Origin of the sequence: Ruania alba (genome assembly GCF_900105765.1) — a bacterium.
Lineage (GTDB): Bacteria > Actinomycetota > Actinomycetes > Actinomycetales > Beutenbergiaceae > Ruania > Ruania alba.
Map to the genome: position 1 here is coordinate 1,857,199 of NZ_FNTX01000001.1, position 22,114 is coordinate 1,879,312.

A 22,114-nucleotide genomic window follows, 5' to 3' on the forward strand; every position below is an offset into this window, starting at 1 on the left:
GGTGCCCAGCACGCCGATAGCCGAGCTCGATCGTGTCACTCGCACGGTCGGCAGTACCCGCTCGCGCACAGCGAAGATCACGGCCCTGGCCGAGTTGCTCCGGGTGCTCGATCCGGGAGAGGTGAGGGCCGCCGTCGGGATGCTGCTCGGGCGAGTGCGCCAGGGCCGGCTGGGCGTGGGCTGGCGCACCCTCCAGGACATGCGCGGTGATGCAGCAGCCGAGGCGAGCCTGACCGTGCTCGAGGTGGACCAGGCCTTCACCGAGCTGGCGGGCACGCACGGCCCCGGGTCCCAGGCACGCCGCGCCGAGCTGCTCACCGGTCTGTTCAGCCGGGCCACCGAGCCGGAGCAGGACGTGCTGATCAGAGTCATCCTCGGCGACATGCGCACCGGCGCCCTGGACGGTGTGCTCACCGACGCCGTGGCGCGCGCCGCGGACCTGCCCCTCGCCGTGGTGCGCCGCGCCGCGATGCTCACCGGTGACCTCGGCGAGACGGCGCGGCTTGCGCGCACCGGCGCGGATCTCACCGAGGTCGGCCTGCGCGTGGGCACCCCGGTCCTGCCGATGCTCGCCGGCACTGCAACCACTCCGACCGAGGCGATGACCGCCGTCGGGAGGGCCGCTGTGCAGGCCAAGCTGGACGGCGCACGGATCCAGGTGCACCGCCGTGGCCAGGAGGTGCGGGTGTATACCCGCAGCCTGGCTGAGATCACCGACCGCGTGCCGGAGATCGTCGAGTCGGTCCGCAGCCTGCCGGTGGAGACGGTGATCCTGGACGGGGAGACGCTCGCCCTGACCGACGACGGTGCGCCGCGCCTGTTCCAGGACTCGATGGCCCGCTTCGGCAGCGAGGCCGGTGAGGTGGTGCTGCGGCCCTGGTTCTTCGACGTGCTGCACCTGGACGGTCGCGACCTGATCGATTCACGGTTGACCGAGCGCCTCGAGCTGCTCGCCCGGATCGCCGGTGACCTGATGGTGCCCGGCACGATCACCGACGACCCGGCCGTCGCCGAGCAGGTGCTGGCGGACTCGCTCGCCGCCGGTCATGAGGGCGTGCTGGTCAAGGGCGTGGACTCGGTGTACGCGGCGGGGCGGCGCGGGTCCGCCTGGCTGAAGGTGAAGCCGGTGCACACCGTCGATCTGGTGGTGCTGGGCGCGGAGTGGGGGTACGGGCGACGGACCGGGTGGCTGTCCAACCTGCACCTGGGTGCGCGCGACCCCGAAGGCCGCTACGGCGACGCCGGCAGCCTGGTGATGGTGGGCAAGACGTTCAAGGGCCTCACCGACGCGATGCTGACCTGGCAGACCCAGCGGTTCACTGAGCTCACCACCGAACGCATTGATGCCGGTGTGCTGGTGCGCCCGGAGCAGGTGGTGGAGATCGCCGTCGACGGGGTGCAACGCTCCACCCGCTATCCCGGCGGCATCGCGCTCAGGTTCGCGCGGGTGGTGCGCTACCGCGACGATAAGCCGGCCGCGGAGGCCGATACGATCGACACGGTGCGGGCCCTGCTCCGTCCCTGACTCCGCACCCGATCAGCCGAGCGGGACCGGGACGTCACCGCCGCCTTCGCGGCACAGCCGGGCACCCATCTGCACCACCGTCGGCTCCTCGACGAACCCACCCGCGAAGAGCCCTTGCCCCTTGCGGAAGCGCGCAGCACGCTGCACCAGGGTCTCGGGGGCAAATCCGAACACATCGCCGATCTCGACGAGATCGCGCGGGGAGGGGCCGCTGACCGCTGGCGGTACCTGCGGCGGTGTCCCACCGAGCGCATAGTCTGGCCGGATGCTCACCACCCTCGCCGTCCAGGGATACCGGTCGTTGCGGGACCTCGTGGTGCCACTCGGGCAACTGACCGTCGTCACGGGAGCGAACGGGAGCGGGAAGTCCAGTCTCTACCGCGCGCTCCGGCTGCTCGCCGACTCCGCCCGCGGTACCGCGATCGCGGCTTTAGCCGCCGAGGGCGGGTTGGGGTCGACGATGTGGGCCGGTCCGGAGCGGCTCAGTGGCGCGATGCACCGCGGGGAGGTGCCGGTGCAGGGAACCCGCCGCACGGGTCCGGTCCGGCTGCAGGTCGGGTTCGCCTCCGAGGACCTGAGCTACGCGATGGACCTCGGACTCCCCCAACCGGATGGCCTGCCTACGCGATTCGGACTCGATCCAGAGATCAAGGCCGAAACTGTCTGGAACGGCCCGCTCGCCCGCCCAGGAGCACAGCTGGTACGCCGTCACGGCCCCCTGGTCACCGTGCGGGACGAGACAGGCTGGCGCGAACTCACCCACGCGCTCACGCCCGGGGACTCCTGTGTCACGACACTGTCGGACCCGGCCCGGGCGCCGGAGCTGGTAACCCTGCGCGAATCCCTGCGTGGGTGGCGCTTCTACGACCATCTGCGCACGGACGCCGATGCGCCCGCGCGAGGGGGCGTCGTCGGGACCCGCACACCGGCACTGGCCGCGGACGGCTCAGACCTGCCGAGCGCACTCGCCACGATCGAGGAGATCGGCAAGGCCGACCTGCTGCACACCACAGTGGCAGAGGCGTTCGATGACAGCCGGGTGGAGATCGAGGTCGTTGCCGGGCGGTTCTCGGTCCAGCTGCACCAACCGGGGATCCTGCGTCCCCTGCACGCCGCGGAGCTCTCCGACGGCACGCTGCGCTACTTGATGCTCGCCGCGGCTCTGCTCTCCCCACGGCCTCCGCAACTGATGGTGCTCAACGAGCCAGAGACGAGCCTGCACCCGGAACTGCTGGAGCCGCTGGCACACCTGATGCGGCAGGCATCCGAGGACACTCAGCTGGTGGTGGTCACCCACGCCACCGCGTTGCAGGAAGCGCTGGGCCAGGGCGCCGAGCACGTGCACCTCGTGAAAGAGCTCGGTGAGACCCGGATCGATGGTCAGGAGGGACCGTTGGACCGTCCCGCCTGGACATGGCCCTCACGCTGAGCATCTGAGCCGCTACTGTGGCCTGCTGTGTTCCACATCGTCTTCTACGAGCCCCGGATCCCGCCGAACACGGGTAACGCGATCCGGATGACGGCGGCCACGGGAGCGACGTTGCACCTGGTGGAGCCGCTCGGGTTCGACCTCTCCGACGCCAAGCTGCGTCGCGCCGGCCTGGACTATCACGATCTCGCCCGGGTGCATGTGCACCCCGACCTGGAGGCGACCCTGGCACACCTGGGTCAGCATGGTTCCGGGCGCATCTATGCGTTCACCGGGCGCACCAAGGCATCGTTCGCCGAGGTGGCTTACCAGCCGGGAGACGCACTGCTGTTCGGTCCCGAACCGGACGGCCTGCCCGAGCACGTGCTCGCCGACGACCGGCTCACCGCGCTCGTTCGGATCCCTATGCACCCGGGGGTGCGGTCACTGAACCTGTCCAACTCGGCGGCGATCGCCACCTTCGAGGCATGGCGGCAGCAGGGCTACGCCGGGGGTGTCTGAGCAGGTGCCGAGCCGGTGCGAAGCCGGCCCGGCACCTGCGCAACACGGTCAGCCGATGGCGCGGCGGCGCATGATCAGCAGCGTGGCTCCCGTGAGAGCCGCGAGGAGCGCGGCCCCGATGGCGGCCAACATCCCGGGTGACGCGCCAGTACGGGGAAGTGACCCTGTGCCGGTGGCGGTATCCGTCGTTCCTGCCGCATTCTCAGTCGAGTCCGCTGTCGGGGCTTCCGTCTCCGGCCCGTCGCTCGGCTCGAGCGGATCGCTCGGCCCACTCGGTTCGTCCGTCGGGTCCTCGGTCGGTTCGGTCAACTCATAGGTCGCAGTCGCGTCGTCGGACGCTGTCGCCACGGTGCCGAACTGATCGGACCCAGTCGCGCTCACCGTGTTCACGACCGACTCTGCCGAGACGTCCTCTGCGGTGACCTCATAGGTGCAGGTGAACGTGGTGGACTCCGCAACGTCGAGGGTGTCGCGGCCGCCGCTGAGCGTGCACAGCGGGTCGGCAACCTCGACCTCGGTCAGCGGGACGTCGCCGGAGTTCGTCACCTCGACGCTGTAGTCGAGGGTGTCCCCCGCAGCAGCGAAGGTCGCCTCCGCGACGTCCTTGACCACGGTGATCCCGGGGGTTCCCGCACTCACCTGCACCGGCCAGTCCTCGACCTCGCCGCCGGAGGCCGGGCCCATCGGTGTGAGTGTGTCAGCGTCGGCGAGGCGCAACCGCAGCCAGCTCTCACCGTGCGCGGATGCGGCGGGAAGCTCCAGGCTCACTGTGGTCGTTCCGGACCCTGCGGGGATCTCGACCGGCGCGATGGCGTCGGTCTCGTCGAACGCGCCGTCGATCGCGGTGTCGAACCAGGCAGAGAGCAGGGCGCCGGTATCGGTGGAGTTCGTGACCTCCACCTCCACCGATGTCGGAACCCCGGCGATCGCCTCGGGCGCCGTGGCCAGGGCATCGTCAGCGTCCGCTGTGAGGGCGTCCGGCTCCCGGGTGACCGAGCTGCCGAGCTGAAGTGGTGCCACATCCTCGGTCCACTCCCGCAGCGCGTGTCGCGGACCGTCGTCGGCCAGTAACGACCCGTAACTGTCCGGGGCGTCGCCGAAGTCCAGCGGGATGATCGTGGACGCGCAAGCCGCACCGTCGTTCACCGAGCTGGCCGGGCCGGCGCTGAAGACATCGGCGGTTCCGGCCGCGATGTCGGCCCGCACGATGGTGCCGGAGTCGTTGTCCGAGCCGTACACGAAGCCGTCCGCGTCGGCGTACAGGGCGCCGAACGCTCGCACTCCCTCGAAGGTCCCCAGGTCGGCCACCTTCTCCCGGGTGTGCGTGCCCGTGTCGAATCGATCCAGCACCAGCTGGGTACGGGCGCCGTCGCCGAACCCGAGCAGGTAGAGGCCCGTCGGGTCCGTGGGTGAGAACGCCCAGTCCACGGAACTGCTCGCGACGCCGGCCGGCCGTTCGACCATTCCGGAGTCGACAAGCTCGCCGAACGTGTCCGAACCGGCCCGCACATCGATCTGCGCCCAGTTCACGCGCCTGCCGGAGGTGGCGAGCCAGAGGTAGCCCTCGGCGTCCACGTCACCGGTGTTCCAGTTGTCCACCGTCAATCCGTCCGGAAGCCCGAGGAACTCGTACCCGCCGTCGGCGCCGAAGCGCCCGATTCCTTCCCCTCCGTACGCCCAGCCGTACACCAGGTTGTCGGTCGGGTTGAAGCCGACCCCGTTCATGAGCTCAGGGACCGCAGGCATCGGTTCGTAGTCCCCGGTGGCCAGATCCACGAAGTAGTTCCCGCTGACCTGAGTGAGGATTCCGCCTCCCTGGCAGCCGAACGGCTCCAGGTCGCTGTTCGTGGGTTGTGCCGTGGCCGGGATCGCCGGCAGGGTCAGGCAGGCGCCAAGCAGCGCGACGATCGCAGCGCGCATGTGGCGCCGCCGAGGGATGCGTGTGGTCACGAGTGATCACCTTTTGGGTAGGAGGCAACAGCGGGATCGCCACCTCCCCCGTGGCCATCACCTCATACGTGCTATCGACGACCGGATCCTCACGCCGTCATGGTGTGATGTGCCTCATATTCCGGTGTCGCTCACATCCAGCACGGATAGTTCCCAGTGAGCCGGGTGCCGGCATCCCACTGGCACCCTGGTGCGATCGTCACCGATCGCCGCGTCGAGCTGAGACTGCGTGCAGAACAGTGCGCCGGTGAGGTCCGCGCCATGCAGCCGCGTTCCGCGCAGGTCAGCTCCGGCCAGGTCCACCTTTCGCAGGTCCGCATCCCGTAGGTCGGCGCCTACCAGCATGGCTCCGCGCAGATTCGCCGCGCGCATCCCGTACCCGCGCATCCCGGCACCGGCCAGGTCCGCCCCACGCAGCTCGTCCGGCTCGGCGACCGTCTCGGTGCGCACCTGCTCGCTGACCGCAGCGAGGAGGGGGCCGATCCGGCCCCACAACTCCTCGACTGCAGCGTCTTCCGGGAGGTCCTCCAGTCGGGCGTTCCCGACGGCGCTGGTCAGGTCGAGCTCGCGTCTCACCTGGGCGAGCAGGTCATCATCGACGTCCAGTTGCGATGCGTGCTGCAGATGCCACACCGCATCGTGCCACCGGCGCATCCGGGCGAAGACCGCGAACATCTGCGAGGCCACGGCAGGCTCGCGCCAGTCGGCTGCCGGAACCCCGCCACGCTCGGCAGCCTCGGCGAAGGCGGCAGTGGTGTGCTGCCCGGCGCCTTGGCAGTCGAACACGGTGCACCCGACCATCCCGCGGGAGCGCAGTCCGGCATGCACTCCACATCCGTGATCGGGTTGCAGGTTGCGGCATGGCTCGCCCGGGGCCTTGTCGAAGGCGAAGTCAGCGGAGGCACTGAACCCGAGCGCCACGCAGCATAGGCCTACACAAGAGGCGCAGTCCGCCGTCAGTTCGATCTCGGGCACCCTGGAAGCGTACGTGCTCGATAACCTGGCACCGTGAGCCCACCAGACGCCCGCACTGCCGTCCACGGTGATACCGCCGGAGGGCCACCCGGCCCAGTGCCGATCCCACCGTCCCTCGCGGAGGGTGCCGGGTCGACCCCGGCCGGTGCCGCATGGCTGGACCGACTGCCTGGTCTGGTGCACCGCGCGGTGGCACGGTGGCACCTGCAGCTGTCGGAACCGTTCGGGGTGGGCACCGCTGCCTGGACGGCACCGGGCACCACAGCCGACGGCACCCCCGTGGTGCTGAAGATCTCGTTCCCGCACGACGAAGCCAAGTACGAGGCGGCGGCACTGCGGATGTGGCACGGACTGGCTGCCGTGGAGCTGCTCGACCAGCACGAGCAGGACTGGGCACTGCTGCTGCGCCGGGCACACCCGGGCACTCCGATGTTGCACGAGGCCACCCCGGCACCGGCGCGCCTGCAGGCCGGGCTGGACGTGCTGGCGAACCTGCACGGCGCTCCGTTGACCGAGCACGTGCCCTCCCAGGTGGAGGTCAGCGCCTACTGGGCGGGACTCGCCACCGAGCGGGCCGCACGCTGGGCGCATCTGTACCCCGACGCCGTCGAGCCGATCCACTGGGGGGTGGAGCTGTTGCGCGCGTTCGGGAGCCCGGGGGCGATGCCCGGTCCGACGGTGCTGCTGCACGGTGACCTGAACCCGGGGAACGTGCTGCTGGACGCCCCGCACGGGCGCACCGGTCACTGGCTGGCGATCGACCCGAAGCCGATGGCCGGTGATCCCGGCTACGACCTGTGGCCATTGCTCTCCCAGCTCGACCAGCCGTTCCGGTACCCCGATCCCCCGGCCGAGATCGCCGCACGGGTCCGACTCGCCGAGACCACGCTCGGCGTTCCGGCTCGCCGTATCTGTGAGTGGGCGCTGGCTCGCAGCGTGGAGTCGATCCTGTGGCAGTGGGAGACCTGGCAGGATCCCGCTCGCCAGGCGCGTACCCGGGACGACCTGTACCAGGTGCAGCTGTGGGCAGGGTTGCTGCGCCACTAGGCACGTCGACACAGCGGTCGCATCCATCGCGAGAACTACGGTGACTGCGGCAGACTGACTCACGTGAAGATCACCACCCGTCGCAGAGCTACGGCCAAGGCACCGGCCATGCCGAAGCTCGTCCGTTCCCCAGCCCGGGGCGCGAGGCTGCACCCGCACCGGCTCCCGGAGCGGCACCTGAGCTCTGACGCCACCGGCGATGGTGTCCCGCGATGGATGGTCAAGGCAGGCGGCTGGTCGTGGCGGCTGCTCGTGGTGGTGGCCGTGGTGGCCCTGCTGGTGTGGGCGACGGCGAAGATCCAGCTGGTCTTCATCGCCGTCTTCCTCGCGCTGGTGTTCGCCTCCGTGCTGCGCCCGTTCGTGAACCTGATGGACAAGGTGATGCCGCGGGCTCTGGCCACGGCGCTGTCGATCTTCGGCGCCATCCTGGTGATCGGCGGGATGGTCACGTACGTGGTCCGCTCGGTCACCGGTCAGTGGGAGGACCTCTCGGAAGAGTTCACCGCCGGTATCAACGAACTGTGGGACCTGGCCGAGAATCTCCCGTTCGGTGTTTCGATCACCGCCGACCAGTTGCGGGAGTGGTCCGACACAGGGCTGCAGTGGATTCGGGAGAACCAGTCCGAGCTGCTGGACCGAGCGGCCGAGGGTGCCGGGTCGGTCTTCGTCACGTTCGCGATCCTGGCGTTGGCCACATTCTGCACCGTGTTCTTCCTGGCCCGCGGGGACGAGATGTGGCGGTGGTTCATCAACCAGCTGCCCGCACGGGTGCGGCCACAGTGGATCGCCGCTGGCGGAGTCGGGTGGTACACGTTCTCCGGCTACGCGCGCGGCACGGTGATCATCGCCCTCGTGGACGGGGTGCTCGCGCTGATCCTGCTGCTCATCGCGGGAGTGCCGCTCGCTGCCCCGCTGGCGGTGCTGGTCTTCATCGGTGCGTTCATCCCGCTGGTCGGTGCACCGGCCGCGATGATCGTGGCGATGATCGTGGCGCTGGCAGCGAACGGTGTCTGGAACGCGGTGATCGTGGGGATCGCGATCGCCCTGATCGGGCAGTTCGAGGGGCACGTGCTACAGCCGCTGGTGATGGGCAAGCAGGTGTCCCTGCATCCGGTGGTGGTGGCCCTGGCGGTCACCTCCGGCACGTTGGTGGCGGGGATCCTCGGTGCGGTCGTGGTGATCCCCATCGTGGCCGTGATCTGGGCCGTCTATGCCAAGCTCCGTACCGTCGACCCACCCATGCAGGACCTGGAAGAACCGGACGTCCTGCCGCGTTCGTGATGGCGGGGCCGGCCGAACTGGTGGCCGAGCGGGACTCCCCGCGCGGCCCGATCACCTTGTTGCGCCGCGGGCGCGTCCTGGAGTTGCGCGTCAACGGAGTGTTCGTGATGGACACTGCCGAGACGTCTACCGAGCGTGCGCTCGCCGAGGCGGCCCTCGAGCGGGCGCCGCACGCGTCCTCGGTGCTGGTCGGTGGTCTCGGGCTGGGCTTCACCGCCGCTGAGGTGCTCACGGATCCGCGCGTGGATGATCTGCTGGTGGCCGAGATCGAACCGGCGGTGGTGGACTGGCTGCGGGACGGCACCGTCCCGCACGGGCCTGACCTGCTCGCCGACGATCGGGTACACGTCGAGGTGCAGGACGTGGCCGACGTGGTGTCGAAGAGCCCGGCGGAGTCGCTGGACCTGGCGCTGCTGGACGTGGACAACGGCCCGGAGTATCTGGTGCACGCGGGCAACGCCGAGCTGTATGGCACGTCGTTTCTGGCGTCGGCGCGCCAGGTGCTGCGCCCAGGCGGGGTCCTGGTGGTGTGGGCGGCGAACCGGGCGACCGCGTTGCTGGAGTCGCTGGCCGATGTGTTCGGACGCGCCGAGGAGGTGCCGCTGCCGGTTCGACTGCAGTCCCGTGCGGAGCAGTACTGGCTCTACCTGGCCACCCGGTGACGCTGGTCACTGGAAGTCCCGGGATCGGCTCGGTACCCGCAGGCTGAGTGCCTCGATCCGGTCGGCCATGAGGTTGGTGACGTTGTCGGCATGCTCGACCACCCCGCGCACCACCAGTGCGGCACTGCTGAGGGCGACCTTGCGGTAGCGCTGCCACAACCCGGCCGAGCAGATCACGTTCAGCAGCCCGGTCTCGTCCTCCAGGGAGAGGAAGGTGACCCCTTTGGCGGTGCCGGGGCGCTGCCGATGGGTGACCACTCCGGCCACCTGCACCCGCCGCGAACCGGCACCGGGGACGTCCCGTACACGTAGCACTCCGGCCTCGTCCAGGTCGTCCCGGCGGAACTGGGTGGGGAACGACGACGGCGAGATCCCCGTGGCCCACACGTCCGCTACCGCTGTGGTCACCTCGTCCATCGCAGGCAGGTCGGGCACGTCCAGCCCGACCGAGGTGAACGGCAGAGGCTCCTGCGTCCACCTGCCGTGGGAGCGTCCGCTCTCCCCGGCGAGCGCCCCGGCCACCCACACCCCCTGACGACGGTCGTGCCCCAGGTCTGCCAGGGCGCCTGCCGTCGCGAGCGCCTCGAGCTGGGCGGTACTCAACCGCACCCGGCGGGCCAGATCGGCCGCATCGACGAATGGCGACTCCTCCCGGGCGGCCACGATCCGCTCGGCAGTCTTCTCCCCCACGCCCCGCACCGGGGCGAGGCCCAGGCGCAGGGCCAGCCCTCCGCCGTCGGGAGTTTCGGCCCGTTCCACGCATGCCTGCACCTGCGAGGCGACCACGCTCGCCCGCTCCACCCGCACCCCGCGGCGGCGGGCATCGGCCACCAGCGACTGTGGGGAGTAGAACCCCATCGGCTGAGCGGCGAGCAGCCCGGCGTAGAAGGCCTCCGGGTGGTGCACCTTGAGCCAGGCGCTGGCGTAGACGAGGTAGGCGAAGGAGAAGGCGTGCGACTCGGGGAAGCCGAAGTCGGCGAACGCCTTAAGCTTGTCGAAGATCTGCTCTCCGATCTCGAGGCTCACACCGTTGGCCGCCATCCCGTCCAGAAGGCGCTGATGCAGGGCTTCCATCCGTTCGGCGGAGCGTTTGGCGCTCATCGCCCGGCGCAGCTGGTCGGCCTCGTCGGGGGTGAAGGAGGCGACGTCGATGGCGATCTGCATGAGCTGTTCCTGGAACAGCGGAACGCCCAGGGTCTTCTTCAGTGCCGGTTCGAGCAGCGGGTGCAGGTAGGTGACCTTCTCGCGGCCGTTGCGGCGGTTGATGTAGGGGTGCACCGCGTCGCCCTGGATAGGCCCGGGGCGGATCAGGGCCACCTCGACGACGATGTCGTAGAAGGTGCGCGGGCGCAGCCGGGGCAGGGTGGCCATCTGGGCGCGGGACTCCACCTGGAACACCCCCACGGTGTCGGCGGCACAGAGCAGGTCGTAGACCGCGGTGTCGTCCTGCGGGAGCGAGTGCAGGCCCAGCTCGATGTCGTCGGTCTCGGCGATCATCGTGAACGCCAGCCGCAGTGCGGTGAGCATCCCGAGGCCGAGCAGGTCGAACTTCACCAGACCGGCGTCGGCGCAGTCGTCCTTGTCCCACTGCAGCACGGTGCGCCCGGGCATGGTGGCCCACTCCACCGGGCACACGTCGATCACCGGCCGGTCGCAGAGCACCATGCCGCCGGAGTGGATGCCCAGGTGGCGGGGCAGGCGGAGCATCTTCTCGGCGGTGTCGACCACCTCGGCCGGGGCGCCGTCCAGGTCGCTGCTGCCGCGCAGCGTGCCCCACTGCTCGATGGACTTCGACCAGGCGTCCTGCTGGCCGGTGTCGTAACCGAACGCACGGGCGGCGTCCCGAACAGCGGAGCGGGGCCGGTAGGAGATCACGTTCGCCACCTGGGCGGCGTGGGTGCGTCCGTAGCTGGCGTAGACGTGCTGGATGACCTCCTCCCGGCGGCCGGACTCGATGTCGAGGTCGATGTCCGGTGGGCCGGTGCGGCCGGGTGAGAGGAATCGCTCGAACAGCAGCTGGTGCTGCACGGCGTCCACGGCGGTGATCCCGAGGGCGAAGCACACGGCGGAGTTCGCGGCCGAGCCGCGCCCTTGGCAGAGGATGCCTTCGCGGCGGCAGAAGTCGACGATCTCGTGCACGATGAGGAAGTAGCCGGGGAAGTCCAGAGCGGTGATCACGTCGAGCTCGTGCTCGATCATCGCGTAGGCGCCGCTGTGCCGTGGGACGTCGGGCGGGCCGTAGCGTTCCCTGGCGCCGCGGTAGGTGAGCTCACGCAACCAGGTGGCTTCGGTGTGCCCATCCGGGACGGGGCACGGGGGCAGGTTCGGGGCTACCAGGTGCAGGTCGAAGGTGCACTCGGCGGCGAGCGCGGCGGCGGTGGAGACGGCGCGGGGGTGGCGGTGGTGCCGGGCGAGCATCTCGGCGCCGCTGCGCAGGTGCGGCGCGCTCGCCGGGAGCCAGCCGTCGAGCTCGTCCAGGCTGGACCGGGACCGGACGGCGGCGAGCACGTGGGCGAGCCGCTGGTCGGCGGGCGTGGCACAGTGGACCGCACCGGTCGCCACCAACGGCACGCGGGCGCGGCCGGCCAGCTCGGCGAGTGCGTCGTTGCGCACGGAGTCGAGCGGGGCGCCGGTGTCGCTGATCTCCACGGCCACGTTCTCGGCGCCGAAGAGGTCCACGAGCTGGTCCAGCTCGGTGCGAGCAGCGGTGAGGTCGAACTGGCCGGGTTCGGGTTCCAGGGCGCGGCGGACGGCGCCCTTGCGGCAACCGGTGAGGACGAGCCAGTTCCCACCGGCCATGTCGGCGAGCTCGGGCAGGCGGTAGACGGCCTCGCCCTTGCGACCGCTGGCCAGGTGGGCGGTGCCGATGGACCGGGAGAGACGCCGATAGCCTTCCGGGCCGCGGGCGAGCACGAGGAGGTGAGTGCCGGCCGGGTCGGGCATCCCGGTGGGGCGCACCGGGGTGTCCAGGCTCAGCTCGGCGCCGTACAGGGCGGGCATGTTCGCAGCGAGGGCGGCCTCGGAGAAGCGCACCACACCGTAGAGGCCGTTGTGGTCGGTGATCCCGATGGCAGAAAGGCCGAGTCGCGCGGCCTCGATCACGAGCTCCTCGGGCTGACTGGCACCGTCGAGGAAACTGAACGCCGAATGGGCGTGCAGCTCGGCATACGACACGTGCTCGAACATGCGTTCTAGCGTAGTTCATGCCACGGAGGATTGCTGCCGATGGCAGGGAGGAATGCTGCCCATGGCACGGAGCCGTTCGCCTCGGACGAACAGGCCGCCGCCCCGGGGCACAGGAGCCTACGATCACGTCATGGGTGACGTTCTGCAGTTCCCCGGCTCTCGCCGCATTGCTCGCACAGGCGACGGCCATCCTGGTGGAGGCCATACTGACTCACCTGTACCGGAGGTGTCACCACGGCCGCTGCTCTGGCGTGAGGCGGTCGGGCACGAGCTCCGCCGGGAGCGTCACCGCCAGGAACGGCACCTGGCGGACGTGGCCGAGGCGGCCGGGATCTCCCCGCAGTACCTGTCGGAGATGGAACGGGGCCGCAAGGAGGCTTCTTCGGAGATCCTGGCGGCTGCGGCCGAGTCCCTCGGTCTGGAGCTGGCCACCCTCACCACCCGCGCCTCACACACCCTCGGCGGGGCGACCACGCAGCTGCGCGCCGCCTGACCTTCCTGCCCGTGGGCCGCACGGCTATCCAGCCATTGGAATGGGGTTACGTCATGGGAACGGGCTCCCGGACGCCCGCAAGCCCGTTCCCATGACGCAACCCCATTCCAATGACAGTGCAGATCACGAACTGCCTGTCCGCGGGCCGGGAACCAGGCGCGTGGTCACCTCCACCACCTCAAAGGCAGCCGACTCACTCGACGTCTGCGCCGTCCCCGCAATCGGAATCCACGGACCCTGACCACCCACCTGAAACTCCCCCACCCACGTCGTCGTCAACGACACCGTGACCTCCTCCACCGGCTCCGTGTAGGCATAGGCCACCGTGTGATCCGGATACGGCGCACCAGGATCGGTGGTCACCAACGGATCCGACCCATCACCAAAATCCCACGCAAACTCCACCGGCGTCGCCCGCACCGCCACCGGGAACCCCAGCACCTGCGTACTCACCACCTGCGGATCATCCGAGGCATACGCAATCGTGTCCATGTTGACCACCGTCCATGCCCCATCCGCAGGATCAGGCTGCACCCCAAACTCCGCCGGCGCCAACGGCAACTCCGCAAAATCCGACGCCGACACCGTAATGATCACCGGCTCCGGCTCATCCGCCTCCTCCTCCGGATCCTCAGGAGCCTCCTCATCAGAAACCTCACCACCACACGCCTGCACGAACGGATTCTCCGGCGCTTCGGGGGTCATCTGACACGCGATGACCGAACCGTCACCGGACACACTTGCGGCAACGGCTTCCGGCGAGGCGGGTGCCGCCGAATCCCCGTTACCTCCGGTTCCCGCTGCTGCGGGCTCCTCGTCAGCTATCTCATCGACGGCATCCTGCTGGTCTACGACCTCCTGGATCTCTACGACCACCGTGCTCCCGGTTGCTTGAGCAGCGGCCTTCGGTCCGTCATCGTCGCTCGATGGCGCCGTTGCAGCAGCGAGAACCAAAACGAGGCTCATGAGCGTGGAACTCACTCTGCCTCCGGTGTCCAAGCATCTACCACGGCCCAATCTCCATCCGACCAGATCAGGGCAACACGGAAGTCGACTTCACCGGCTTCGTACGACTGCCGCGAACCGTCCCCGCTCACATCCTCCGATGCGGCGAATCGCACGCTGAGATCCACGACGTAGGCGTTCTCCAGCGAGTCCACGTCATACGGGCCGTCCCCTGACTCGGACAGAAACTCAACGTCACCGCCGATCGAGTAGCCCCCTGCGTCGTGCAACTCGTCCGCATCTGAACGTGCGGCAGCACAAAAGTTCACACAGCGCTGGTCGACCAACGCGTCCCATTCGGTGAAATCTCCCGTTGCGTTGATGTACGGGTGCAGTTGCATGAAGTACTTAGCCGCGGCCACCGCCCCCTCAACGGTCTCCTCCCCCATCTCCACCGGCCGCTCCGGCGCCTCCACCTCCGGACGCTCATCCGTCGACTCCCCACTCGACCCCCCAGAAGGCGACGGACTCTCCGACGTAGGCTCCGCCGTCGGCGTCGGCTCCTCACCAGAAGGCGTACACGCCCCCAACACCACCCCCACACCCAGCACCACAACCCCAGCGCACACCCTCATCCCCGAGCAACCATGCCCACGAGAGTGCCACAACCCCTCCCACCACAGCACTCCCCCTGTGGATATCCCACCGAGCGGGTCAGCCGACCTCGTCCTGCTGCGCGGGAGCTGTCTCGGGTGCACCCAGCCAGGGAAGTGTCGCCAGCAGCGCCACCACACCGGTCGCCGCGAACGCCCACCCGAACCCGGCCTGGTCGGCCACCACTCCGATGAGGATCGGCCCCAGGATCGCCCCCGAATCCTGCGACATCTGGAACGCGGCGAGCACTTTGCTCCCGCTGCGGTCGCTGCCCACCACGTCCGCCAATGACGCCTGCTGTGCCGGATTCATCAACCCGGCCCCCACACCGGAGAACACCGAGAGAGCCAGCAGCATCGCCAACGAGTCAGCCACACCCATCACCCCGAGGCCCACCCCGGAGACCACCAGACCGGTGAGCACCACCGGCCGCCGGCCCGCCGAATCCGCCCACCGACCGGAGACCTGCAACGCCCCCGCAGTCCCCACCGACGCCAGCGCGAGCGCCGCACCGGCCACCCAGGTCGCGTCATGGACTGCCACCGCCAGCTGTGGGATCACCGCCACCCGTACCCCGAAGTTGCACCACCCGTTCGCGAATCCGGAGACCACCGCCGCCCGGAACACTCGGTTCCCCCACGCTTCGGCCACCCGCATCGGCGGTCGCTGCGGGGCGTCCGGCCCCGATCCCCCACGCAACCGCGCGCCCCGCAGTCGCACCGCCACGATCGCCGCTGCCACCAGCAGGAACCCCGCATAGACCACGAACGGCACCCGCAGCCCGAGCTCGGCCAGCAACCCACCAAGCACGGGTCCGAGCATTCCGCCCAGCAGGAACGCCGTCCCGTACGCCGAGGAGCACCGGCCACGAATCTCCGGCGGCGCCAGCCGCACCACCAGCGCCATCGCCGAGACCGTGAACATGGTCGAACCGATCCCGCCCACGCCCCGCAGCACCAGCAGCTGCACGTAGGACTGGGCGAACGCCGTTGCCAGCGAGCTCAAGGCCACGATCACCAGACCGGTCAGGTAGATCGGCCGCTCCCCCAACCGTGCCACCAACGCCCCGCCCGCGGGGGCGAACACCAGGCGGAAGAACGCGAAGGCGCTCACCACCACCGAGGCGGCCGCCACTCCCACGTCGAAGGAGCGCGCATACGCCGGCAGCACGGGCGAGACGAGGCCGAACCCGATCGCGATCACGAACGCAGCCGCCACCAGCACCTTGATCTCGGTGGGGATCGCGGGTCTGCTCACAACCGTCGATCCTAAGCGGCGGCATCCGCGGGAGTGCAGTTGCGGACCGTGCGGATTCCGTCAGACTCGGTGGCCATGGCCGGCTCCGAGATCCGCACCGACGTGGCCGGGCGCGACATCCCGACGCTGGGCTTCGTGTTCCGCGCCTCGCTGATCCTCGCTGCCGCGTTCATCCTGTTCGGCCTCATCTGGCCGGACCTGCTGCAGTCGGCGCTGCAGTCCATGCAGTCGGTCGTGGTCACCACCTTCGGGCCGGTGTATGTGGGCACGGTGATCGTGGTGCTGCTGCTGGTGGTCGTGGTGGCGGTCTCCCCGGTGGGCAAGCTGCACCTCGGCAAGCCCGGCCGCACCCCGGAGTTCGGCTGGTTCTCCTGGCTGGCGATGCTGATGAGCGCCGGGGTCGGGCTGAGCTTTCTGTTCTGGGGCACCGCCGAACCGCTGCTGCACACGGTGGATCCGCCGCCCGGTACTGGCGCCGCGGGGTCGGAGGAAGCGGCTGCCGCGGGTCTGCGCTACTCCCTGTTCTTCTGGGGACCACACGCGTGGGCGCTCTACGCCGGGGTCGCGATCCCGGTGGCCTACGCCGCGTTCCGCAAGGACCGCCCGGTGCTGATCAGCTCGGCGCTGTATGCGCTGATGGGCGAGTCCACCCGAAAGCTGCCGGGCAAGATCATCGACCTGCTCGCCGTCATCGCCATTCTCTTCGGGGTGGCGACCTCACTCGGCCTGGGAACCCGGGAGCTGAACGAGGGCCTTGCACACGCGTTCGGGGTTCCGATCGGCTACGGCGCCAAGGTGGTGATCATCGTGGCGTTGATGACCGTGAGCACGATCTCGGCGATGACCGGTCTGGGGCGAGGGATCCGCTGGTTGAGCCTGGGCTGCGCCACCTTGAGCGCGGCGCTGCTGGTGTTCGTGTTCGTCGCCGGCCCCACCGGAGAGCTGATCGGGGCGATCGGCACCACGGTGGGCGGGTTCGTCGCGAACCTTCCCGGGATGTCGCTGGCCACCGAGACCCCGGGTTCGGTGTGGGAAGCCACCTGGACATTCTTCTTCTGGGCGTGGTGGATCTCCTGGGCACCCTTCGTGGGCACCTTCATCGCCCGCATCTCCCGGGGCCGCTCGATCCGCAGCGTGGTGGCCGGTGTAGTGCTGGTGCCAGGCACGATCAGCGCCCTGTGGTTCTCCGTGTTCGGCGGCACCGCCCTGAACCGGGTGCGCAACAGCGCTGTGGATCCGGCGCTGGTGGACGGGAACGTCAAGTCAGCCCTCACCGTGGAGGTGTTCAGTACGCTTCCCGCTGCCGAGGTGGTGGCGGTGGCCGTGGCGCTCGTGCTGGCACTGCTGTTCATCACCTCCGCCGACTCTGCGTCCTTCATGCTGGGCAGCTCCACCTCGGGCGGCAGTATGAAACCGCCACGCCCGGTGCGGCTGCTGTGGTCGTTCTCGGCCGCCTTCGCCGCGGTGCTGTTGCTCGCTGGCGGTCCGGAGAGCCTGCAGGGTGCGGCCGTGGTGGCGGCGGTGCCGTTCACGGTGATCCTGCTGGCCGTGTGCGTCTCGTTCGTGCTCATGGTCGTACGGGACCTGCGCCGTCCCAGCCCATGGGCTGAGACTCCCGACGGCGGCCCCTCGCCCGGGCAGTCCGCCTCGCCACCACCCGCGGGCACCTGACTCCGCGGAAGTTTCGACGGTCCTAAGCCACCTCATGCCACATTCAGCACCAGATCACTCGGGCCAGTCGATTCTGTCGGCACAATGGGGATCATGATCCCCGACCCCGAGACCACAGCCGAGCTCGCTGAGCACACCGGTCCACTAGCGGAGCCACCGCACCCGGATGTGGCGGCGCTGTGGGAGATCATGCCCGGCCTGTACCTGCCGGACGGCTCGGCGATCTACGGTCCGCACTCGCTCGCCGAACGCAATGACACCTACGAGGTGGCCGAGTACTCGCCCGGGTGGGTGCTCATCGGCGATGACGGCGGAGGGGCCGGATACCTGATGCGTGCCCTCACCGCAGGTGCACCACCCCCCGACGGCGTCCCTCGCCCCGGCGAGGTCTACCTCCTCGACCTGGGGGCGCTGTGCCCGGACGTCGCGGCCGAGGGCGACCTGGTCACCACCGACCTGGTGGCGTGGGCGACCGGACAGCACGACGACCGGCACCGCCCGGGTGAGCCCCGCACGGATCCGTGACCGCACCTCACCGCTGCACGGGACGATCCCGAACCCGGTGATCCTAGGCAGGACGACTCGCATCCTCGACCAACGCCCGCAACGTGTGCAGCGCCGTCTGGGACATCACCGGATTGGTGTGCTCGTAGTACCACAAGCACGGCAGTGCCTGGACGAGTGCCCAGGCACGTCCCCGATCCCACGTGACGTCGTCGACACCTATCCGCTCCCGGAAGACCGTACGAGCGGGTGCGTCGAAGCAGTTCCACGCAGGTTGAAGGTCAACGGCCGGGTCGGCGATCTGCAAGGACCCCACGTCGATCACGCCATCCAGCACCCACCCTGGCCGGGCACCCTCAGCCGGGGCGACCAGGATGTTGCCCGGCATCAGGTCGTTGTGCACCCAGGCGTCAGGGCGGCTGCGCGGTAGGTCACGCACCTGTGCCCAGAGCTCGGCGATCGGGGCTGCGTCCACCAGGTGCGCGCCGCGGTCGAGGCACTCGGCGACAGTGGCGTCATGACTGGTCAGGTCCCCACCTCGGCCCTGCCCATCGAACGTGCGCCCCTGCGTCGGCATCCGCGCGAGAGCCTGGATGAAGTCCGCCAACCCGACGGCGACCCCTCGCCAGTCAGGTGCAGCTGCCGCCTGCGCCGTGGTGCCGGGAAGCCATTCGACGATCAGCCACGGCACCGGGTAGGAGGCTCCGGGCTTGCCCACGCCGACCGGTACCGGCGTACGTACCGGTGAGCACTCGAGCAATCGGCGTGCGGCGTCGACCTCTCGCTGCACCATGGCGGCGGCATCATCGCTCGCTTGCAGCGGAAACCGCGCAACGAGGTCCTCACCGAGGCGGAACAGCGCATTGACTGTCCCGTGCGAGTCGACCGCGCGGACGGGCAGATGCGCCAGGTGGGGAAACTGCTCCTGAAGGAGCGCGGTCACGTCCGGTGGGCTGATGGTGAGCTGATCCGAATGCATCATGGTGAAGCAGTCTGCTGCGACCGGAACGACTGTGTCGAGACCATTCTCATCGAGTGCCCCGTGCCGTATGTGCATGCGACGTACGACCGAGCACGGCTCGCGCGTCCGCTCCGTGCGCCGCTGCTCGAGCGGGCGTTCTTCTAGGCGCCCGGCGAAGGGACGTCCACCCGGAGGGTGCAGGCCCGCGCTTCGGCGCTCAGCATCGCGTCGATGGAGGTCTGCGGCGCACCGGCGTACTTGCGCAGCAGTTCGGTGTCGATCAGCTGCTGCACCGGGTGCCCGGTCGTAACCTCACTGGTGCTCACCCGCTCCCGCGGGAGCGCCAACGCCGCATCCCGGTCGCGCTCAGCGATCGCTCCGTCCCCCATGGCGAACGCCACCGGACGGCCGGCGCGCACGTGCCGGTACCACCAGGAGGACTCTCCGAAGGCGGAGCGCAGGTAGGCCTCGCCGTCGACGACCATCGACCAGATGGGAGTGGCCACGGGGTCACCATTGGCCCGGGTGGTCACGATGGCGACCACCTGCGTCTTCTCGAGCAGGTTCGTCACGTCAGTGAAGCTCATATGCAGTCCAAGGCGATCGACCCCGTGAGTATTCCTCGCCCCATACGCGGGGCGAGTGTCATAGTGCACGTGCGGCTCCGCCGTCGGGGCCGTGACGCGAACCGAGGAGAGGGAGACCCATGGGGTGGGGACGCACGCTGCTGCTGGGTGATGTGGGCAACCGGCTGGACATCGAGGACGTCGAGGCGAGCGTGGGGAACCTACGCTCCCAGCTCAACCACATGCACCGGAATCGCAACACCCGCGACGACTCCCAGGATGCCGCGCTGCAGGCGGCCAAGCACCGCATCGCCGAGCTGGAGGGCGAGGTCGAAGACCTGATGCTGTACGTCACCGGCCTGGCCGAGCTGCTGGTCACCCACGCTGGGGTGCCACGAGAGAAGGTGGAGCGCCTCGTCGGGGCTGTGGACCGGGACATCCCGAACGCCTGACGGCGGCCGCTCACCCTGGTCGGGTGGCGCGTGCCATGGTCTCAGGCCGACTCCGCGAGCATCAGCTCAGCAAGCGGGATCACGTCGATCTCGTTCGCGCCCTCGCGCATGGCACCGATCTGGAAGTAGCCGCCGTTGACCTCTACGTAGATCAGCCGGCCGCTGCCCTGGTCGGCGACCGTGACGCCCACCTGCACGGCCCGGTTGCTGCCGGATACGGTGACCTCCGCCGGTTCTTCGGTCACGTCGAAGACGCCTCCGACCACCTCGATCGCCCCATCCATCCCATCCGGGAATGGTGCCCACTGCACGAACGCGAACCCGTCGGGGGCAAGGAAGTCGCACTTGATGGTGCCGGTCACTTCCTGGGACTGGCCGTCGGCCACGTCATAGCCGACGGCGGTGCTCACCTGCTCAGCGGTCAGCACGGTGCACGGGTCGAAGTCGGTGGCCGGCGCGATGATGTCGGCGGACCCGCTGTCAGGAGAGTCCGACGGGTCTGAGGTGGATTCCTCGCTGGGCTCGGGCGAGGGGGTCTCGTCCGTGGGCACCGTGGGTACCTCGGCGGTGGGTTGCACCATCGGTGGGGTATCGGCGCACGCACTGGCGGTCAGCAGCAGTCCGGCCACCGCAGCCGCTGCCGCCGTGCGTGCTCGTGCGTTCGCCATCTCGTTGCCCCTCGTCGGTGGTCGGCCGCCCACTCTGCGGACCACCTGGTGGCCGTGAAGGTAGCACCTTCACGCTCGACAGACGATAGGAATGCCACCTCTCGTTGCTCTCCGGCGACGGCGGACCGGAGTATTTCATGGTTCTTCGGGATACTGGGCCACGCGGCTGCGGGCGGGTTCGGGGTCATCGTCGATGCCGAGCATGCGTGCCGGGTTGTCGGCGGTCATCGCCCGGATCTGGTCGACGGTGAAGCCGTAGTCCAGCAGCAACGTGATCCAGGTGCGCATGCCCTGGACGGCGGTGGGCAGGTTGCGCACGCCGTAATCGGTGCCGAGGACGATGTGCTCGGGGCCGACCTCACGCAGGGTCTCCATGTAGGTCGGCACCGGCCGCGTGGTCCGGGGAATCTCGAACCCACGATCGATGTAGTCACGCTCGACGTAATAGTGCGTCAGCGGCACAGCAGTGGCGAAGATGTCTACGAGAGCACCCTCGAGGTAGACCCCTCGCGCGGCGAGATCCTTCTGCTCGGCCACGCTGAGCAGACCCCGCGCCGGGTGGGAGACCAGCACCTTGCCGATGCCGTACTCCTCGGCCAGCTCGACGATCCGGAAGACTTCGTCGTGGGAGACGTGACCGGTGTTGAGGTAGACCTCGGGACGGGCGGCGACCAGCTCGAGGATCTCGGCCAGCTCGTCGCTGATCGCACCCTCGGCGGGGATCCGGATCGCCCGGGAGAGTTCCTCGGCGGCGAACTTCGGGTAGGCCTCGTGCAGCGGGACGGCCTTCCCGTCGATCACGGTCGACTCCCGGGACGCCTGATGGTGCGTGCAGTGGGAGCCGAAGCTGATCATCCGGCACCCGCCCTCGATGTGCAGCGCCGTCTTGATCGCACGCGGGTTGAGCCCGCCGTGGCCGGAGTTCATCAGGTACGCGCCATAGGTCGCGATCCCTGGCACGTGCCGGTTGACCATCCACGCCGTGCCGGAGGATCCGCCGAAGACGTCGTAGTAGACGATCGCTCGCATCCCGGCCGCTCTGGCCTCCAGCGCGATCTCGATCGGATCGGAGTGCCCGGGGTTCGAGGCCAGCACCGGCCCGGCATGCACATGCGTATCGATCGCACCAACGAGGAGCTCGTCCGGGAGCTCCATCGTCCGGAAGTAGAAGTCCTCGGATTCAGTCACAGTGCCGTCCTCTCTGTCGGAACCCTAGGCCGCGTCGCCAGGGCTTGAGCACGTTAACATTTTCTGTATACCATATTGGTGTCGGCGCCATCCCGCGCGACATCGATCAGCGGGCACACCATCGCCCCAGAATCGCCTCTGAACTGCATCGTTGCAGTCGCAACAACACTCGAGACAGACCGGTTCGCGACCGCCACGT

At 69.2% G+C, this 22,114-nt stretch carries 21 protein-coding genes; 10 read left to right on the forward strand and 11 right to left on the reverse strand.

The window, feature by feature from the left end:
- Position 1 precedes the first annotated feature (1 nt).
- The gene (locus tag BLU77_RS08550) at positions 2-1,525 is read left to right on the forward strand and encodes an ATP-dependent DNA ligase (RefSeq protein WP_245708731.1); all 1,524 of its coding nucleotides are present in this window, start codon (positions 2-4) and stop codon (positions 1,523-1,525) included.
- Between the two features lie 12 nt (positions 1,526-1,537).
- Here the strand turns inward: BLU77_RS08550 and BLU77_RS21720 are convergent, their stop codons facing one another.
- Positions 1,538-1,798, reverse strand: coding sequence for a hypothetical protein (locus tag BLU77_RS21720; protein ID WP_139177679.1), 261 nt, complete (start codon positions 1,796-1,798; stop codon positions 1,538-1,540).
- Here BLU77_RS21720 and BLU77_RS08555 point away from each other — a divergent pair.
- Both BLU77_RS08555 and BLU77_RS08560 read left to right on the forward strand, forming a co-directional pair.
- Positions 1,791-2,954 carry an AAA family ATPase gene (locus tag BLU77_RS08555; protein WP_089772546.1) on the forward strand — a complete coding sequence of 388 codons (1,164 nt, stop codon included), beginning with the start codon at positions 1,791-1,793 and terminating at the stop codon, positions 2,952-2,954. The genes BLU77_RS21720 and BLU77_RS08555 overlap by 8 nt on opposite strands.
- Positions 2,955-2,981: 27 nt before the next feature.
- Entirely contained in the window at positions 2,982-3,455 is a 474-nt protein-coding gene (locus BLU77_RS08560) for a tRNA (cytidine(34)-2'-O)-methyltransferase (protein WP_089772547.1), read from the forward strand.
- A 48-nt stretch (positions 3,456-3,503) separates the two neighbouring features.
- Here BLU77_RS08560 and BLU77_RS08565 read toward each other — a convergent pair whose 3' ends face one another.
- Both BLU77_RS08565 and BLU77_RS08570 read right to left on the reverse strand, forming a co-directional pair.
- Entirely contained in the window at positions 3,504-5,405 is a 1,902-nt protein-coding gene (locus BLU77_RS08565; protein WP_089772548.1) for a DUF7507 domain-containing protein, read from the reverse strand.
- A gap of 114 nt (positions 5,406-5,519) precedes the next feature.
- Entirely contained in the window at positions 5,520-6,380 is an 861-nt protein-coding gene (locus BLU77_RS08570) for a pentapeptide repeat-containing protein (protein WP_089772549.1), read from the reverse strand.
- Between the two features lie 33 nt (positions 6,381-6,413).
- On the opposite strand from BLU77_RS08570, the gene BLU77_RS08575 reads away from it, so the two are divergent.
- The 3 genes from BLU77_RS08575 (at position 6,414) to BLU77_RS08585 (ending at position 9,370) form a co-directional block, all read left to right on the forward strand.
- On the forward strand, positions 6,414-7,427 hold the full coding sequence (locus BLU77_RS08575; protein ID WP_089772550.1) for an aminoglycoside phosphotransferase family protein: 1,014 nt from the start codon (positions 6,414-6,416) through the stop codon (positions 7,425-7,427).
- Positions 7,428-7,490: 63 nt separating this feature from the next.
- Positions 7,491-8,708 (forward strand): AI-2E family transporter, encoded by a 1,218-nt coding sequence (locus BLU77_RS08580; RefSeq protein ID WP_342741460.1) that lies wholly within the window; start codon positions 7,491-7,493, stop codon positions 8,706-8,708.
- Positions 8,708-9,370 (forward strand): spermidine synthase, encoded by a 663-nt coding sequence (locus BLU77_RS08585; protein WP_217632378.1) that lies wholly within the window; start codon positions 8,708-8,710, stop codon positions 9,368-9,370. Before BLU77_RS08580 ends, BLU77_RS08585 begins: the two co-directional genes overlap by 1 nt.
- A gap of 6 nt (positions 9,371-9,376) precedes the next feature.
- On the opposite strand, the gene BLU77_RS08590 is transcribed toward BLU77_RS08585, so the two are convergent.
- Positions 9,377-12,556 (reverse strand): error-prone DNA polymerase, encoded by a 3,180-nt coding sequence (locus BLU77_RS08590; protein ID WP_089772551.1) that lies wholly within the window; start codon positions 12,554-12,556, stop codon positions 9,377-9,379.
- A gap of 130 nt (positions 12,557-12,686) precedes the next feature.
- Between BLU77_RS08590 and BLU77_RS08595 the strand changes: the two genes are divergently transcribed.
- Positions 12,687-13,049, forward strand: a complete 363-nt coding sequence (locus tag BLU77_RS08595) for a helix-turn-helix domain-containing protein (RefSeq protein WP_089772552.1) — start codon at positions 12,687-12,689, stop codon at positions 13,047-13,049.
- A gap of 123 nt (positions 13,050-13,172) precedes the next feature.
- Here BLU77_RS08595 and BLU77_RS08600 read toward each other — a convergent pair whose 3' ends face one another.
- The 3 genes from BLU77_RS08600 to BLU77_RS08610 all read right to left on the reverse strand — a co-directional run bounded on the left by BLU77_RS08600 (position 13,173) and on the right by BLU77_RS08610 (position 15,905).
- Positions 13,173-14,048: a hypothetical protein gene (locus BLU77_RS08600; protein ID WP_175476993.1), complete on the reverse strand. Its 876-nt coding sequence runs from the start codon at positions 14,046-14,048 to the stop codon at positions 13,173-13,175.
- On the reverse strand, positions 14,027-14,470 hold the full coding sequence (locus tag BLU77_RS08605) for a DUF6318 family protein (protein WP_089772554.1): 444 nt from the start codon (positions 14,468-14,470) through the stop codon (positions 14,027-14,029). Before BLU77_RS08605 ends, BLU77_RS08600 begins: the two co-directional genes overlap by 22 nt.
- A gap of 238 nt (positions 14,471-14,708) precedes the next feature.
- Positions 14,709-15,905 (reverse strand): MFS transporter, encoded by a 1,197-nt coding sequence (locus BLU77_RS08610; RefSeq protein ID WP_089772555.1) that lies wholly within the window; start codon positions 15,903-15,905, stop codon positions 14,709-14,711.
- A gap of 75 nt (positions 15,906-15,980) precedes the next feature.
- On the opposite strand from BLU77_RS08610, the gene BLU77_RS08615 reads away from it, so the two are divergent.
- Both BLU77_RS08615 and BLU77_RS08620 read left to right on the forward strand, forming a co-directional pair.
- Entirely contained in the window at positions 15,981-17,576 is a 1,596-nt protein-coding gene (locus BLU77_RS08615; protein ID WP_175476994.1) for a BCCT family transporter, read from the forward strand.
- A gap of 93 nt (positions 17,577-17,669) precedes the next feature.
- Positions 17,670-18,101, forward strand: coding sequence for a hypothetical protein (locus BLU77_RS08620; protein WP_139177683.1), 432 nt, complete (start codon positions 17,670-17,672; stop codon positions 18,099-18,101).
- Positions 18,102-18,144: 43 nt separating this feature from the next.
- On the opposite strand, the gene BLU77_RS08625 is transcribed toward BLU77_RS08620, so the two are convergent.
- Both BLU77_RS08625 and BLU77_RS08630 read right to left on the reverse strand, forming a co-directional pair.
- Positions 18,145-19,062, reverse strand: coding sequence for an aminoglycoside phosphotransferase family protein (locus BLU77_RS08625; protein WP_175476995.1), 918 nt, complete (start codon positions 19,060-19,062; stop codon positions 18,145-18,147).
- A 140-nt stretch (positions 19,063-19,202) separates the two neighbouring features.
- On the reverse strand, positions 19,203-19,628 hold the full coding sequence (locus BLU77_RS08630) for a DUF2255 family protein (protein ID WP_089772559.1): 426 nt from the start codon (positions 19,626-19,628) through the stop codon (positions 19,203-19,205).
- 119 nt (positions 19,629-19,747) lie between these two features.
- On the opposite strand from BLU77_RS08630, the gene BLU77_RS08635 reads away from it, so the two are divergent.
- Positions 19,748-20,059 (forward strand): hypothetical protein, encoded by a 312-nt coding sequence (locus BLU77_RS08635; protein WP_089772560.1) that lies wholly within the window; start codon positions 19,748-19,750, stop codon positions 20,057-20,059.
- A 41-nt stretch (positions 20,060-20,100) separates the two neighbouring features.
- Here BLU77_RS08635 and BLU77_RS08640 read toward each other — a convergent pair whose 3' ends face one another.
- Complete coding sequence (locus BLU77_RS08640) at positions 20,101-20,727, reverse strand: DUF3558 family protein (protein ID WP_089772561.1); 627 nt, start codon at positions 20,725-20,727, stop codon at positions 20,101-20,103.
- A 135-nt stretch (positions 20,728-20,862) separates the two neighbouring features.
- The gene (locus tag BLU77_RS08645) at positions 20,863-21,915 is read right to left on the reverse strand and encodes a DUF6282 family protein (protein WP_089772562.1); all 1,053 of its coding nucleotides are present in this window, start codon (positions 21,913-21,915) and stop codon (positions 20,863-20,865) included.
- Positions 21,916-22,114 lie beyond the last annotated feature (199 nt).

Excerpts from the sequence above, each read along its gene's own strand:
- BLU77_RS08555 (WP_089772546.1), top strand. The coding sequence starts at position 1,791 with ATGCTCACCACCCTCGCCGTCCAGGGATACCGGTCGTTGCGGGACCTC.
- BLU77_RS08585 (WP_217632378.1), top strand. The coding sequence starts at position 8,708 with ATGGCGGGGCCGGCCGAACTGGTGGCCGAGCGGGACTCCCCGCGCGGC.
- BLU77_RS08590 (WP_089772551.1), bottom strand. The coding sequence starts at position 12,556 with ATGTTCGAGCACGTGTCGTATGCCGAGCTGCACGCCCATTCGGCGTTC.
- BLU77_RS08595 (WP_089772552.1), top strand. The coding sequence starts at position 12,687 with ATGGGTGACGTTCTGCAGTTCCCCGGCTCTCGCCGCATTGCTCGCACA.
- BLU77_RS08615 (WP_175476994.1), top strand. The coding sequence starts at position 15,981 with ATGGCCGGCTCCGAGATCCGCACCGACGTGGCCGGGCGCGACATCCCG.
- BLU77_RS08620 (WP_139177683.1), top strand. The coding sequence starts at position 17,670 with ATGATCCCCGACCCCGAGACCACAGCCGAGCTCGCTGAGCACACCGGT.
- BLU77_RS08625 (WP_175476995.1), bottom strand. The coding sequence starts at position 19,062 with ATGATGCATTCGGATCAGCTCACCATCAGCCCACCGGACGTGACCGCG.
- BLU77_RS08630 (WP_089772559.1), bottom strand. The coding sequence starts at position 19,628 with ATGAGCTTCACTGACGTGACGAACCTGCTCGAGAAGACGCAGGTGGTC.
- BLU77_RS08635 (WP_089772560.1), top strand. The coding sequence starts at position 19,748 with ATGGGGTGGGGACGCACGCTGCTGCTGGGTGATGTGGGCAACCGGCTG.
- BLU77_RS08640 (WP_089772561.1), bottom strand. The coding sequence starts at position 20,727 with ATGGCGAACGCACGAGCACGCACGGCGGCAGCGGCTGCGGTGGCCGGA.